Source organism: Jiangella mangrovi, assembly GCF_014204975.1.
GTDB lineage: Bacteria > Actinomycetota > Actinomycetes > Jiangellales > Jiangellaceae > Jiangella > Jiangella mangrovi.
In genome coordinates this window covers 3,044,854-3,058,009 of the sequence record NZ_JACHMM010000001.1, presented here as the reverse complement: position 1 = coordinate 3,058,009, position 13,156 = coordinate 3,044,854, and the positions used below count along the sequence as shown (strand labels likewise).

General features: G+C 72.7%; 15 protein-coding genes. 8 read left to right on the top strand and 7 right to left on the bottom strand.

What is annotated here, in order from left to right; translation table 11 throughout:
• Nucleotides 1–24 precede the first annotated feature (24 nt).
• The 3 genes from deoC to HD601_RS14350 are packed head-to-tail and all read left to right on the top strand — an operon-like array spanning nt 25 to nt 3,314.
• Nucleotides 25–987, top strand: coding sequence for a deoxyribose-phosphate aldolase (deoC, locus tag HD601_RS14360; RefSeq protein WP_184822888.1), 963 nt, complete (start codon nt 25–27; stop codon nt 985–987).
• Between the two features lie 12 nt (nt 988–999).
• Entirely contained in the window at nt 1,000–2,442 is a 1,443-nt protein-coding gene (locus HD601_RS14355) for an aldehyde dehydrogenase family protein (protein WP_184822886.1), read from the top strand.
• Nucleotides 2,442–3,314 carry an aldehyde dehydrogenase family protein gene (locus HD601_RS14350; protein ID WP_184822884.1) on the top strand — a complete coding sequence of 291 codons (873 nt, stop codon included), beginning with the start codon at nt 2,442–2,444 and terminating at the stop codon, nt 3,312–3,314. The genes HD601_RS14355 and HD601_RS14350 overlap by 1 nt, the downstream gene beginning before the upstream one ends.
• A gap of 126 nt (nt 3,315–3,440) precedes the next feature.
• On the opposite strand, the gene HD601_RS14345 is transcribed toward HD601_RS14350, so the two are convergent.
• Nucleotides 3,441–4,511 (bottom strand): HAAS signaling domain-containing protein, encoded by a 1,071-nt coding sequence (locus HD601_RS14345; protein ID WP_184822881.1) that lies wholly within the window; start codon nt 4,509–4,511, stop codon nt 3,441–3,443.
• The gene (locus tag HD601_RS14340) at nt 4,508–4,843 is read right to left on the bottom strand and encodes a PadR family transcriptional regulator (protein WP_184822879.1); all 336 of its coding nucleotides are present in this window, start codon (nt 4,841–4,843) and stop codon (nt 4,508–4,510) included. The genes HD601_RS14345 and HD601_RS14340 overlap by 4 nt, the downstream gene beginning before the upstream one ends.
• 66 nt (nt 4,844–4,909) lie before the next feature.
• Here HD601_RS14340 and HD601_RS14335 point away from each other — a divergent pair, with 66 nt between their 5' ends.
• The gene (locus HD601_RS14335) at nt 4,910–6,007 is read left to right on the top strand and encodes a CapA family protein (protein WP_184822877.1); all 1,098 of its coding nucleotides are present in this window, start codon (nt 4,910–4,912) and stop codon (nt 6,005–6,007) included.
• Here HD601_RS14335 and HD601_RS14330 read toward each other — a convergent pair.
• Genes HD601_RS14330 through HD601_RS14315 form a run of 4 tightly spaced genes read right to left on the bottom strand, consistent with a single transcriptional unit; the run spans nt 5,991 to nt 9,785 of the window.
• Nucleotides 5,991–8,222 (bottom strand): heavy metal translocating P-type ATPase, encoded by a 2,232-nt coding sequence (locus HD601_RS14330; protein ID WP_184822875.1) that lies wholly within the window; start codon nt 8,220–8,222, stop codon nt 5,991–5,993. The genes HD601_RS14335 and HD601_RS14330 overlap by 17 nt on opposite strands.
• Nucleotides 8,219–9,178, bottom strand: coding sequence for a hypothetical protein (locus HD601_RS14325; RefSeq protein WP_184822873.1), 960 nt, complete (start codon nt 9,176–9,178; stop codon nt 8,219–8,221). Before HD601_RS14325 ends, HD601_RS14330 begins: the two co-directional genes overlap by 4 nt.
• Nucleotides 9,179–9,202: 24 nt before the next feature.
• Entirely contained in the window at nt 9,203–9,412 is a 210-nt protein-coding gene (locus HD601_RS14320) for a heavy-metal-associated domain-containing protein (RefSeq protein WP_184822871.1), read from the bottom strand.
• Between the two features lie 55 nt (nt 9,413–9,467).
• Nucleotides 9,468–9,785 carry a metal-sensitive transcriptional regulator gene (locus tag HD601_RS14315; RefSeq protein ID WP_184822870.1) on the bottom strand — a complete coding sequence of 106 codons (318 nt, stop codon included), beginning with the start codon at nt 9,783–9,785 and terminating at the stop codon, nt 9,468–9,470.
• A 230-nt stretch (nt 9,786–10,015) separates the two neighbouring features.
• Between HD601_RS14315 and HD601_RS14310 the strand changes: the two genes are divergently transcribed.
• Nucleotides 10,016–10,618, top strand: coding sequence for a uridine kinase family protein (locus tag HD601_RS14310; RefSeq protein ID WP_184822868.1), 603 nt, complete (start codon nt 10,016–10,018; stop codon nt 10,616–10,618).
• A gap of 70 nt (nt 10,619–10,688) precedes the next feature.
• Nucleotides 10,689–10,904 carry a PspC domain-containing protein gene (locus HD601_RS14305; RefSeq protein ID WP_184822867.1) on the top strand — a complete coding sequence of 72 codons (216 nt, stop codon included), beginning with the start codon at nt 10,689–10,691 and terminating at the stop codon, nt 10,902–10,904.
• On the opposite strand, the gene HD601_RS14300 is transcribed toward HD601_RS14305, so the two are convergent.
• Nucleotides 10,885–12,030: an adenosine deaminase gene (locus tag HD601_RS14300; RefSeq protein WP_184822866.1), complete on the bottom strand. Its 1,146-nt coding sequence runs from the start codon at nt 12,028–12,030 to the stop codon at nt 10,885–10,887. The two genes, HD601_RS14305 and HD601_RS14300, sit on opposite strands and share 20 nt — an antisense overlap.
• A 62-nt stretch (nt 12,031–12,092) precedes the next feature.
• On the opposite strand from HD601_RS14300, the gene HD601_RS14295 reads away from it, so the two are divergent.
• Both HD601_RS14295 and HD601_RS14290 read left to right on the top strand, forming a co-directional pair.
• On the top strand, nt 12,093–12,623 hold the full coding sequence (locus tag HD601_RS14295) for a hypothetical protein (RefSeq protein ID WP_184822865.1): 531 nt from the start codon (nt 12,093–12,095) through the stop codon (nt 12,621–12,623).
• On the top strand, nt 12,623–13,111 hold the full coding sequence (locus HD601_RS14290) for a DUF421 domain-containing protein (RefSeq protein ID WP_184822864.1): 489 nt from the start codon (nt 12,623–12,625) through the stop codon (nt 13,109–13,111). Before HD601_RS14295 ends, HD601_RS14290 begins: the two co-directional genes overlap by 1 nt.
• Nucleotides 13,112–13,156 lie beyond the last annotated feature (45 nt).

The following is a 13,156-nucleotide window of genomic DNA, read 5'->3' as shown; positions in this document are numbered from 1 at the left end:
GGATCGTCGCCTTAGACTCGGTGCGTGACCACGCTCGACGACGCGCGCAGCTCGCTCCCCGACATCACCTCCTCCGAGGCGTCGCTGCACCGCTTCCTGCACGGCCTGCCCGGCGTCGACCAGGCCGGCGCCGAGGCGCGGGCGGCCACGCTGGCCACGCGGTCCATCAAGACCACGGCCAAGCAGTACGCCATCGACCTCGCCATCTCGATGATCGACCTCACCACGCTCGAGGGTCAGGACACCCCCGGCAAGGTGCGGGCGCTGAGCGCCAAGGCGCTGCGCCCCGATCCCTCCGACCGGACGGTCCCGCAGGTCGCGGCGGTCTGCGTCTACCCCGACCTCGTCGCGACGGCGGTCGAGGCACTCGGCGGCGCGCATCGCACCGTCAAGGTCGCCAGCGTCGCCACCGGCTTCCCGTCCGGGCGCACCAGCCTGGCGGTCAAAGAGGCCGACACCCGCGACGCGGTCGCGGCCGGCGCCGACGAGGTCGACATGGTCATCGACCGCGGCGCGTTCCTGGCCGGACGCTACGGCGAGGTGTTCGAGGAGATCGTGGCCGTCAAGCAGGCGGCCGGCGACGCCCACCTCAAGGTGATCCTCGAGACCGGCGAGCTGGCCACCTATGACAACGTCCGGCGGGCGTCCTGGCTGGCCATGCTGGCCGGCGGCGACTTCATCAAGACCAGCACCGGCAAGGTCGCGCCGGCCGCCACGCTCCCCGTCACGCTGGTCATGCTCGAGGCTGTCCGCGACTTCCGCGAGGCCACCGGCCGCCAGGTCGGCGTCAAGCCCGCCGGCGGCATCCGGACCAGCAAGGACGCCATCAAGTACCTGGTCCTCGTCAACGAGACCGTCGGCGACGACTGGCTCGACCCCGACTGGTTCCGGCTCGGCGCGTCCAGCCTCCTGAACGACCTGCTCATGCAGCGGCAGAAGATCGCCACCGGTCGCTACGCGGGCCCCGACTACTTCACGCTGGACTGAGGCGGCACCACCATGACGAAGTTCGAGTACGCCCCCGCGCCCGAGTCGCGGGCCATCGTCGACATCAAGAGCTCGTACGGCCTGTTCGTGAACGGCGAGTTCGTCGAGCCCACCGACGGGTCGATGTTCAAGTCGGTCAACCCGGCCACCGAGGAGGTGCTGGCCGAGATCGCGTCGGCCGGCGCCGAAGACGTCGACAAGGCGGTCCAGGCCGCCCGCCGCGCCTACGAGCGCACGTGGTCGAAGCTGTCCGGGCGCGACCGCGGCAAGTACCTGTTCCGCATCGCGCGGATCATCCAGGAGCGCGCCCGCGAGCTGGCCGTCCTCGAGTCGATCGACAACGGCAAGCCGATCCGCGAGTCGCGCGACGTCGACATCCCGCTGGTCGCCGCGCACTTCTTCTACTACGCCGGCTGGGCCGACAAGCTGGGGTACGCCGGGGCCGGGCCCGACCCGAAGCCGTACGGCGTCGCCGCCCAGGTCATCCCGTGGAACTTCCCGCTGCTCATGCTGTCGTGGAAGATCGCCCCCGCGCTGGCCGCGGGCAACACCGTCGTGCTCAAGCCGGCCGAGACCACGCCGCTGACGGCGCTGCTGTTCGCCGAGATCTGCCAGCAGGCCGGCCTCCCGCCGGGTGTGGTCAACATCGTCACCGGCGCCGGCGACACCGGCCGCGCGCTGGTCGAGCACCCGGGTGTCGACAAGGTCGCGTTCACCGGCTCCACCGAGGTCGGCAAGCAGATCGCCCGCAGCGTCGCCGGCACCGCCAAGAAGGCGACGCTCGAGCTGGGCGGCAAGGCCGCGAACATCGTGTTCGACGACGCCCCCATCGACCAGGCCGTCGAGGGCATCGTCAACGGCATCTTCTTCAACCAGGGGCACGTGTGCTGCGCGGGCTCGCGGCTCCTGGTGCAGGAGTCGGTGTACGACGACGTCCTGGCCCGGCTCAAGCGGCGGCTCGGCACGCTGCGCGTCGGCGACCCTCTGGACAAGAACACCGACATCGGCGCCATCAACTCCGCGGAGCAGCTGACCCGCATCCGCGAGCTGTCCGAGGTCGGCGAGGCCGAGGGCGCCGAGCGCTGGTCGCCCGAGTGCGAGCTGCCCGAGCGCGGCTTCTGGTTCCCGCCGACGGTGTTCACCGGCGTCAGCCAGGCGCACCGCATCGCGCGTGAGGAGATCTTCGGCCCGGTCCTGTCGGTGCTGACGTTCCGCACCCCGGCCGAGGCGGTCGAGAAGGCCAACAACACGCCGTTCGGCCTGTCCGCCGGCGTCTGGACCGACAAGGGCTCGCGCATCCTGTGGATGGCCCAGCAGCTACGCGCCGGCGTCGTCTGGGCCAACACGTTCAACCGGTTCGACCCCACGTCGCCGTTCGGCGGCTACAAGGAGTCGGGCTACGGCCGCGAAGGCGGCCGCCACGGTCTGCTGGCGTACCTGAAGGGCGAGCACTGATGGCCGAGCGTCTGGCTGTGAAGAAGACCTACAAGCTCTACGTCGGCGGCAAGTTCCCCCGCTCCGAGTCCGGCCGATCCTACGAGGTCACCGACGCCAAGGGTACGTTCCTGGCCAACGCGGCCTGGGCCTCGCGCAAGGACGCCCGCGACGCCGTCGTCGCCGCCCGCAAGGCTGTCGGCGGGTGGTCCGGGGCGACGGCGTACAACCGCGGCCAGGTGCTCTACCGCGTCGCCGAGGTCATGGAGGGCCGCCACTCGCAGTTCGTCGACGAGGTCGCGGCCGGCGAGGGCCTGTCCCGCCCGAAGGCGACGGCGGCCGTCGACGAGGCCATCGACCGCTGGGTCTGGTACGCGGGCTGGTCGGACAAGATCGCCCAGGTCGTCGGGTCGAGCAACCCGGTCGCCGGGCCGTACTTCGACTTCTCCGTGCCCGAGCCCACCGGCGTCGTCGCCGTGCTGGCGCCGCAGCAGTCGTCGCTGCTCGGCCTGGTCTCGGTGCTGGCGCCGGCCATCGTCGGCGGCAACACCGTCGTGCTGACGGCGTCGGCGGAGCGCCCGCTGCCGGCCATCACACTGTCCGAGGTGCTGGCGACGTCCGACGTCCCCGGCGGCGTGGTGAACATCCTCACCGGCCCGCTGGGCGACACCGCGCCGATCCTGGCCGCGCACATGGACGTCAACGCCGTCGACCTCGCGGGCGCGGCCGGCGACGCCGAGCAGGCGCGGTCGCTGGAGCTGGCCGCCGCCGACAACCTCAAGCGTGTCGTGCGCGCGCCCGAGGCCGAGCCCGACTGGATCGCCGAGCCCGGCCTCGACCGCATCGCCGCCTACCTCGAGACCAAGACCGTCTGGCACCCGGTCGGCATCTGAGGCGTCACTTCAGCGGATCGGCCGACGGCGTCCCCGTCTCCGTCGGCTGCGTCCCTGGGAGTTGCGGCCCGAACGGGGCGTCCAGGAGCGGCGGCTCGCACCGGCCGTCCGGCGTCACCTCGACCGTCAGCCGCGGGAAGACGTGGTCCCCCACGGATTGGCGGCGGCGAACGACTGCTCGTCGTAGGCGCCGTCGTAGCACTCCTCGGACCAGCCGAGGTCGATGGGCCTGCCGTCCTGGTCGTAGAGCCGGACGTTCTCGAGCAGGGTGCCGTCGGCGCCGTACGGGAAGATGTTGGTGATCTGCGCGCCGTTCTGGTCGTAGAACCCCGGGCCCGGGTAGTCGTAGCTGTAGCCGCCGTCGACGTACTGCACGTGGTCGCCCGCGGCGAAGCTCGCGGCCGAGCCCACGGCCACGAGCCCGCCGATGGCCAGCGCGGCGTTGGCGACCTGCACCGCCAGCAGCCGGCGGCCGCGGACCTCGCCAGCCGCCGTCCGCCGGCCCAGCCACACGGAACCGATGACCGCGCCGAGGAACACCACCAGGCCGAACGGGACGCTGCCGGTCACGAGCGCGACGACCAGCCCCAGCGCCACCGCCCGGGCGATCCACCAGGCCGGTCGCAGCGACGTCACCAGCTCGATGGCCGGCCGTCCCCACGGCATGCTGCGGACCCACTCCTCGACCTGCGCCAGGATCGGCGCCGTCGGGACCTGCCGCAGCTCCGCGACGGGATCGTCGCGCCCGGTCACCAGCAGCAGCGCGGCACCCACCGCGACGACGGCGGCGACCAGCGCGGGCACCGCGAAGATCGCCGGCGCTCCGCTCAGCCCGAACAGCGCGTCGACGAACGCCACCGCACCCAGGCCGACGGCGCCCCAGCCGAACAGCGCGACCATCAGCCGCAGCAGCGACCGCACGAAGCCGGTCCTCGTCGGCTCCGGCGTAGGTTCGGGCTCGGGCAGCCCGGCCGCCGACCGCAGCTCGGCCGCGTACGCCGCCGGCGCGCCGAGCCGGTCGATCAGCGTGCCGACGGTGACGTCGTCGCCGTACTCGGCGGCGACGTGGTCGAGGTGGTCGCGGACGTCCTCGGTGATCTCGGCGAGCTCGTCCGGCGGCAGGTCTCCGAGCTCGTCGCGGACCGCGGCGACGTACGTCGCGACGGCCGGGTGCGCGGTGCGTCGCGTGGTGGTCACGCTGCCTCCTTGGTGGCGGTGTCGACCAGCTCCGTCAGCACCCCGGCGAACTCGCGCCAGGTCTTGGCCGACCTCCGCAGCAGGTCGCGCCCGGTGCCGTTGAGGCTGTAGTACTTGCGATGCGGGCCCTCCTCCGAGGGCACGACGTAGGTGGTCAGCGCGCCGGCGTGGTACAGCCGCCGCAGCGTCCCATAGACCGACGCGTCGCCGACCTCGGTCAACCCGGCGTTGCGCAGCCGCCGGACCACGTCGTAGCCGTAGCCGTCCTCGTCGCGCAGCACGGCGAGCACGGCGAGGTCGAGCACACCCTTGAGGAGCTGACTGGTGTCCATGGCGCACTATTCTGCATCACGCAGTACCGCGGATCGCGCGACACGCCGTCACCGTAGGCTCGGGACATGCGCGGACGCGGGATCCTGCTGGTGGCGGCCCTGCTCGCGGGCTGTGCGGGCGACGACGGGGTCGGCTTGCCGTCCGCGGCACCCACCTCGGCGCCGCCGGCGCCCACCGCGAGCGCGACGCCGTCGCCCACACCGTCACCCATGCCGCCGCCGTCCCCCGTCACGCTGGCGTTCGCCGGCGACGTCCACTTCGAGGGCGCCCTCCGTGCGCGGCTGGAAGACCCGGCGACCGCGCTCGCGCCGATCGCCACGCAGCTGGGCGCGGCCGACCTCACCGTCGTCAACCTCGAGACGTCGGTGGGGACCAGCGGCACGCCGGAGCCGGGCAAGCGGTTCACCTTCCAGGCGCCGCCGTCGGCCCTGACCGCGCTCCACACAGCCGGCGTCGACGTCGTGACCATGGCGAACAACCACGCGATGGACTTCGGGCCGGACGGGCTGACCGACACCCTCGCGGCCACGGCCGCCGCCAGGCCCGAGAACCTCGACGTCGTCGGGGTCGGCGCGAACCTCACGGAGGCGTTCGCGCCGGCGCTCCGCAACGTCCGCGGCACGACGGTCGCGGTCATCGGGGCGAACGTGCCCGACGACCCGGGCGCGGACCCGACCGCCCACTGGGCCGCGAGATCGAGCACTCCGGGTGTCGCGACCGCCCTCGACCCGGCGCCGCTGCTCGCCGCCGTCACCCAGGCCCGCGCAACCGCCGACGTCGTCGTGGTCTACCTGCACTGGGGCGTCCAGGGCGAGAGCTGCCCGAGCCCGTCGCAGACCGCCCTCGCGTCGGCCCTCGCCGGCCAAGCGGACATCGTCGTCGGCAGCCACGCGCACCTGGTCCAGGGTGCCGGGCTCGCGCCCACCACCGACACCTACGTGGCGTACGGGCTGGGCAACTTCGTCTGGTACACGCCGACCGAGGCGACCGGAATGCTCACGGTGACCGTCGAGAACGGGGCAGTGACGGCGGAGAGCTGGTCGCCGGCGACCATCGGCGCCGACGGCCTCCCCTCTTTCACCGACGAAGGCGACGCGGCCGACGACATGTTCGCCGACCGCGCCGCCCTGCGCGAGTGCACCGACCTCAGGCCGCTGCCCTGAACCGGCGCAGCCGCAGGCTGTTCGTCACCACGAACACCGACGAGAACGCCATGGCGGCGCCGGCCAGCATCGGGTTCAGCAGCCCGGCCGCCGCCAGCGGCAGCGCGGCGACGTTGTAACCGAACGCCCAGAACAGGTTGCCCTTGATGGTCGCGAGCGTCCGCCGCGACAGCCGGATCGCGTCGGCCGCCGCGTGCAGGTCGCCGCGGACGAGCGTGAGGTCGGAGGCCTCGATGGCGACGTCGGTGCCGGTGCCCATGGCCAGGCCGAGGTCGGCCTTAGCGAGCGCGGCGGCGTCGTTGACGCCGTCGCCGACCATCGCGACGACCTTGCCCTCGTGCTGCAGCCGCTTGACGACGTCGACCTTGTCGGCCGGCAGCACCTCGGCGACGACCTCGGAGATCCCGACCTCGCGCGCCACGGACCGAGCCGTCGCCTCGTTGTCGCCGGTCAGCAGGATCGGCGTCAGCCCCAGTCCGCGCAGCCGGGCGATCGCCGCGGCCGACGTCGGCTTCACGGCGTCGGCGACCACCAGCACGCCGCGGGCGGCGCCGTCCCACGCCACCGCGACCGCCGTCCGGCCCGCCGCCTCCGCCTCGGACATGGCCTCCACCAGCGACGACGGCAGCGACACCGACCAGTCGGCCAGCAACCGCGGCCGCCCGGCCAGCACCCCGTGACCGTCGACGACGCCCTGGACGCCCAGGCCCTCGACGTTGCGGAAGTCCTCGACGCCCGGCAACGAGCCCAGCCGCATGCGAGCGCCGTCGGCGACGGCCCGGGCGATCGGGTGCTCCGACGCGTCCTCCAGCGCCCCGGCCAGCCGCAGCACGTCCTCGTCCGCCACGCCAGGAACCGCCACCACGTCGACCAGCGTCATCGTGCCCGTCGTCACCGTGCCGGTCTTGTCGAGCACGACGGTGTCGACGCGGCGGGTCGACTCGAGCACCTGCGGGCCCTTGATGACGATGCCGAGCTGCGCCCCGCGGCCGGTGCCGACCAGCAGCGCCGTCGGCGTCGCCAGGCCCAGCGCGCACGGGCAGGCGATGATCAGCACGGCGACGGCCGCACCGAACGCCGTCGCCGCCCCGCCGCCGGTGCCGAGCCAGAAGCCCAGCGTGGCGACGGCGAGCCCGATGACGATCGGCACGAAGATGCCCGAGACGCGGTCGGCCAGCCGCTGGACCTCGGCCTTGCCGCTCTGCGCGTCCTCGACCAGCTGGGCCAGCTGCGCGAGCTGGGTGTCGGCGCCGACCCGCGTCGCCCGCACGACCAGCCGGCCGTGCGCGTTGACGGTGGCGCCGGCGACCTCGTCGCCCGCTCCGACCTCGACCGGGACGGACTCGCCGGTGAGCATCGACCGGTCGACCGCCGACGCGCCCTCGGTGACGACGCCGTCGGTCGCGATCTTCTCGCCCGGCCGGACGACGAAGTGGTCGCCGACGGCGAGCGAGTCGGCCGGCACCCGCACCTCGACCCCGTCGCGCAGGACGGAGACCTCCTTGGCGCCGAGCTCGAGCAGCGCGCGCAATGCCGCGCCGGCCCGCCGCTTCGACCGGGCCTCGAAGTACCGCCCGGCCAGGATGAACGTCGTGACGCCCGCGGCGACCTCGAGGTAGATCTCGCCGGCCGCGCTGCCGCGGGCGATGGTGATCTCGAACGGGTGCGTCATGCCGGGCATGCCGGCGGTGCCCCAGAACAGTGCGTACACCGACCAGCCGAGCGCGGCCAGCGTGCCCATGGAGATCAGCGTGTCCATGGTGGCGGCGCCGTGGCGCAGGTTGGTCCAGGCCGCCTTGTGGAACGGGAACCCGGCGCCGAGCACGACGGGGGCGGCCAGCGTCAGCGACAGCCACTGCCAGTAATCGAACTGCCAGGCCGGGACCATGGCCAGCACGATCACCGGCACGCTGAGGACGGCGGACAGGATCAGCCGGTCGCGCATGGTGCGGACGGGGTCGGCTGCGGGCTCGCCGTCGTCCGAGGAGCCGGTCGACGACGGCGCCGGCTGCGGCACCCGTGCGGTGTAGCCGGCCGACTCGACCGCCTCGATCAGCTGGGCGGTGCCGACGCCGTCGCCGTACGACACCCGCGCCTTCTCGGTCGCGTAGTTGACGGTGGCGGTGACGCCGTCGAGCTTGTTCAGCTTCCGCTCGACGCGGTTGGCGCACGACGCGCAGGTCATGCCGCCGATCTCGAGGTCGACGGTGCTCATGGGTGCTCCTCCGCGACGATGGTGAACTCCGCCGTCCGCACCACGCCGTCGTGCTGGAAGTCGAAGAAGAGCCGGTGCACGCCGCCGGATGCCGGGGTGACGGTGAACGCGACGCCCGGGCCGGGCTGCGTGACGCCGTCGCCGGGTTCACCCTCGGGGTGGACGTGCAGGTAGGCGAGGTCGTCGTCGCGCAGCGCCACCAGGTGCCCGTAGGCGCCGAGGTACGGCTCGAGGTCGGTGACGGGGACCCCGTCGCGGCTCACCGAGACGGTGACGTCCGAGCCCACGCCGGCGTCCAGATGACCGTCGAGCGTGACGGTGTAGCCGTCGACCTCGGCGGTGGTGGTGGGCTCCGGCAGCGGCTCCGGCCGGTAGTCGCCGGGGACGGAGAGGTCGGTGCCGAGCGTGAGCGCCGTGCCGTGGGTGGAGAAGTCGGCGAACACCTTCCACTCGCCGGGCGTGAGGTCCAGCGGGATCGACCAGGTGCCGTCGGCGCCCCGGGTCGGGTGGACGTGCTGGTAGCCGGTGAAGTCGCGGCGGACCGCGATGAGGTGCAGCTCCTGCTCGTGCTCGACGTCGTACTCGGTGACGGCGCCGTCGGGCCCCTCGATGGTGAAGCTGAGCGGCTGCGCCGGACCGGCCGGCAGCGTGTCGGCGGTCAGGGCGAACGTGTAGCCCTGGTCGGAGACCATCAGGCCGCCGGGCAGGTGACCGGCGCCGTCGCCGCTCGACCCGCCGGACTCGCCGTGGCCGCCTTCCTCCTCAGCAGCGTCGCCGGCCGGTTCGTCGCCGTGGCCGGCCATGCCGTCCTCCTGCGACTCCTGCTGCGACTCCGCGGCGGCGGGCGCGGTCTCGTCGTCGCCAATGGGGCCGACGATGCTGCCGACTCCGGCCGCGAGACCGAACGCGCCGGCGAGACACAGCGCGTAGACGCCGAGCTTGGCCGGTGTGTTCATGTCACTACCTCCAGGGACGGTGAATCAGGCGCCGGCGAGCTGGTAGCCGGCCTCTTCGACGGCGGCCTTGACGGCCTCGGCGCTGAGCGGCGCCGCGCTGGTCACGTCGACGTTGCCGGTGGCGATGTCGACGTCGACCCGGCTGACGCCGTCGATGCCGCCGATCTCCTCGCGGACCGAGGCGGCGCAGTGGCCGCAGGTCATGCCGACGACGGAGTACGTGGACGTGGTCATGGCGAAGCCTTCCCTGGAGCGTGTGGTGCGTTCGGGTGATGTGGTGGGCGCGAGATCAGGACCGGACGAGCCGCGCGATGGCGTCGGACGCCTCCTTGACCTTCTTGTCGGCCTCGGGGCCGCCCTGCCGGGCCGCCTCGACGACGCAGTGGGCCAGGTGCTCCTCGAGCAGGCCGAGGGCGACCGACTCGAGCGCCTTCGTCATGGCCGACACCTGGGTGAGGATGTCGATGCAGTACTTCTCCTCGGCGACCATGCGCTGCAGTCCCCGCGCCTGACCCTCGATGCGGGTGAGCCGCTTGAGGTAGTCGTCCTTGCGGTGGATGTAGCCGTGGTGGCTGCCCGCCTGGTCGTCACCCGTGGTCTCGGTCATGTGATCCTCCCTGCTCGACGCCTCTCCGTACACGGTACCCCGGTGCGGTATTGGCGTCTGCACCATTCATACACTACCCCCCTAGGGTATGTCGAGCCGTTCGTGAGAATGCCCACGGTCGCGCGGACATGGTTGAGGGATCGGTGTCGCCCTAGCGACACCGATCCCTCAACCATCGAGCGGCAGGTGCGGAGGACCACCCGGTGATAGCCGTGAGAGACTGTGCGTCCGTGCACCGAGTCGTCCTCCTCGCCGGCCCGTCGGGCAGCGGCAAGTCGCGCCTGGCCCGCGAGAGCGGGCTCCCGGTACTCAACCTCGACCACTTCTACCGCGACGGCGACGACCCGGGCATGCCGCGGCATCCGGAGCTCGGGATCATCGACTGGGACGACCCGCGGTCGTGGGACGGTGAGCGGGCCGTCGACACCCTCGTGCAGGTGTGCCGCACCGGCAGCGCGCAGATCCCGGTCTACGACATCGCCCACGATCGCACCGTCGGGACGGAGCTGTTCACCGTCGGCGCCACGCCGGTGTTCGTCGCCGAGGGGCTGTTCGCCGCGGAGATCGTCGAGGAGTGCCGGGCCCGCGGGATCCTCGCCGACGCCATGGTGCTGCGGCGCAAGCCGTGGAAGAACTTCCTGCGCCGGCTCACCCGCGACCTCGCCGAGCACCGCAAGCCGCCGCTGACGCTGCTGCGCCGCGGCCGGACCCTCATGCGGCTCGAGCGGGCCATCGTCGAGCGGCAGCGTGCGCTCGGTGCCCGGCCGGCCGATGCCGAGGAGGTCCGGGACGCCCTCCGGGGTGCCGCTGAGACGCCCTCCGGGATGCCCTGACCTCCGCACTCCGGGGCGGACCATCCGCGAGACGGACGTCCGCGGCGGCCCTGCGGCCTACCGTTGAGGTATGAGCACAAGCAGCAGTTACTACCCCGAGGCCCGCAGCGGCCTGGTCCGCCCGCACGGCAACCGGATGATCGCCGGTGTCTGTGCCGGCCTGGCCCGGCGGTTCGGCATGAAGACCCGCACGGTGCGGCTGCTCTTCCTGCTGTCCTGCCTGCTGCCCGGCCCGCAGATCCTGGTCTACCTGGCGCTCTGGATCATCATGCCGAGCGAGGACTGACCCGTTCGCCGGTGGCTCCGGCCGTCCGGACGCGGTCGAACGCCCGCTGGGCGCCCAGCGCGGCGTAACCGGGCTTGACCACGTCGTTGATCAGCGCGAGCCTCTGGTCGAACGGGATGAACGCGCTCTTCAGAGCGTTGACCGTGAACCACTCGAAGTCCGGCAGGTCGTAGCCGAAGGCGTCGGCCAGCAGGGCGAACTCGCGGGACATCGAGGTCCCGCTCATCAGCCGGTTGTCGGTGTTGACGGTGACCCGGAACCGCAGCCGCGCGAGCAGCCCGATGGGGTGCTCGGCGATGGACCCGGCCGCGCCGGTCTGGATGTTCGAAGACGGGCACAGCTCCAGCGGGATCCGCTTGTCGCGGACGTAGGCCGCCAGCCGCCCCAGCGAGACCGAACCGTCAGGCGACACCGTCACGTCGTCGATGATGCGCACGCCGTGCCCGAGCCGGTCGGCGCCGCACCACTGCAGCGCCTCCCAGATGGACGGCAGCCCGAACGCCTCGCCCGCGTGGATGGTGAAGTGCGCGTTCTCGCGGCGCAGGTACTCGAACGCGTCGAGGTGGCGGGTGGGCGGGAAGCCGGCCTCGGCGCCGGCGATGTCGAAGCCGACGACGCCGGCGTCCCAGTTCCGCACGGCGAGCTCGGCGATCTCGCGCGACCGCGCGGCGTGGCGCATGGCCGTGAGCAGCGTCGCGACGCGGATGGGCCGGCCGGCCGCGGCCGCCCGCGACTCCCCCAGCCGGAACCCCTCTTCGACCGCCGCGACCACCTCGCCGAGCGAGAGGCCGCCGGCGAGGTGCTGCTCCGGCGCGTAGCGCACCTCGGCGTAGACGACGCCGTCGGCGGCGAGGTCCTCGGCGCACTCGGCGGCCACCCGCACGAGCGCCTCGCGGGTCTGCATGACGGCGACGGTGTGCTCGAACGTCGCCAGGTAGCGCTCGAGCGAGCCGGAGTCGGCGGAGTCGGTGAACCACCGCCGCAGGCCGTCCTCGTCGTCGGCCGGCAGCTCGTGTCCGATGCCCGCCGCGAGCTCCAGCACGGTGGCCGGCCGCAGCCCGCCGTCGAGGTGGTCGTGCAGCAGCACCTTCGGGGCGGCGAGGATCTCGGCATCGGTCGGTCGCATGATCCGAACCTACCCCGGCGCGGCACTCTCGGAGCCGGCGCCGTCGCAGGTAGAACGGGGACGTGGCCCAGCACATCGCGACGCTCCCGAGCAGCCGCGACTCCGCCGCCGCGCGGCGCGGCCGGAACCTGCGCCGCATCGGCATCGTGCTGCTGTGCGCGCTCGTGGCGGCGGCCCTCCTCGGCGCGCTCGGCCCTCGCGCCGGAACGACGACGGCGTCGGCCGACGGCTACGAGCTCACCGTCCGGCACGGCCAGATCACCCGGCCGAGCATCCCCGTGCCGCTGGAAATCACCGTCGAGCGGGCGGGCGGCTTCGACGGGCCCGTGACGCTGTCGATCAGCAAGGACCTGGTCGACCGGCTCGACTTCAACAACTGGTACCCGAACCCCGACGGCGAGGCGACAAGCGGGCCGGACCGGGTGGAGTACGAGTTCACCCCGCCGAGCGGCGAGGTCTTCCACGTCCTGCTCGACGCCCGGACGGCGCCCGGCCAGCTGCCCAGCGCGGACCGGTACGCCGTCGCCGTCGTCGATGGGCAGACCGGACGGATGCTGGTCGAGGCGGACTTCCGGATGGCGGTGCTGCCCTGATGGACATCGTGATCCGCGCCGCCATCGTCTTCGCGCTGCTCTGGTTCGTGCTGCGGGTGTCCGGGAAACGGCAGGTCACGCAGCTGTCGGCGTTCGAGCTGATCCTGCTGGTCACGCTCGGCGACCTGATCAGCCAGACCGTCCTGCAGGAGGACCTCTCGCTGACCGGCGGCGCCCTGGCGGTGGCGACGTTCACGCTGCTGTCGGTGCTGCTGTCCTGGCTGAGCTGGCGGTTCCGGCGCTCGCGGCGGCTGCTCGAGGGCGAGCCGACCATCATCATCAAGGACGGCCACGTCGACGACGACGTCCTGCGCTACGAGCGGCTGCCGATGGACGACATCCTGGCGGCGGCGCGCGAGCACGGCATCCGCGACCTCGCCGACGTCGACCTCATGGTGCTCGAGGCCGACGGCACGTTCTCGGTGTTCACCCGGTCGGAGTCCAGCGGGAGCGAGGACCAGCCACGACGGGGCTCGCAGACCTCGTGACTCGCCGGGCCCGTCGCCGTCGCGCGTACAGGTTCGCGATATAGC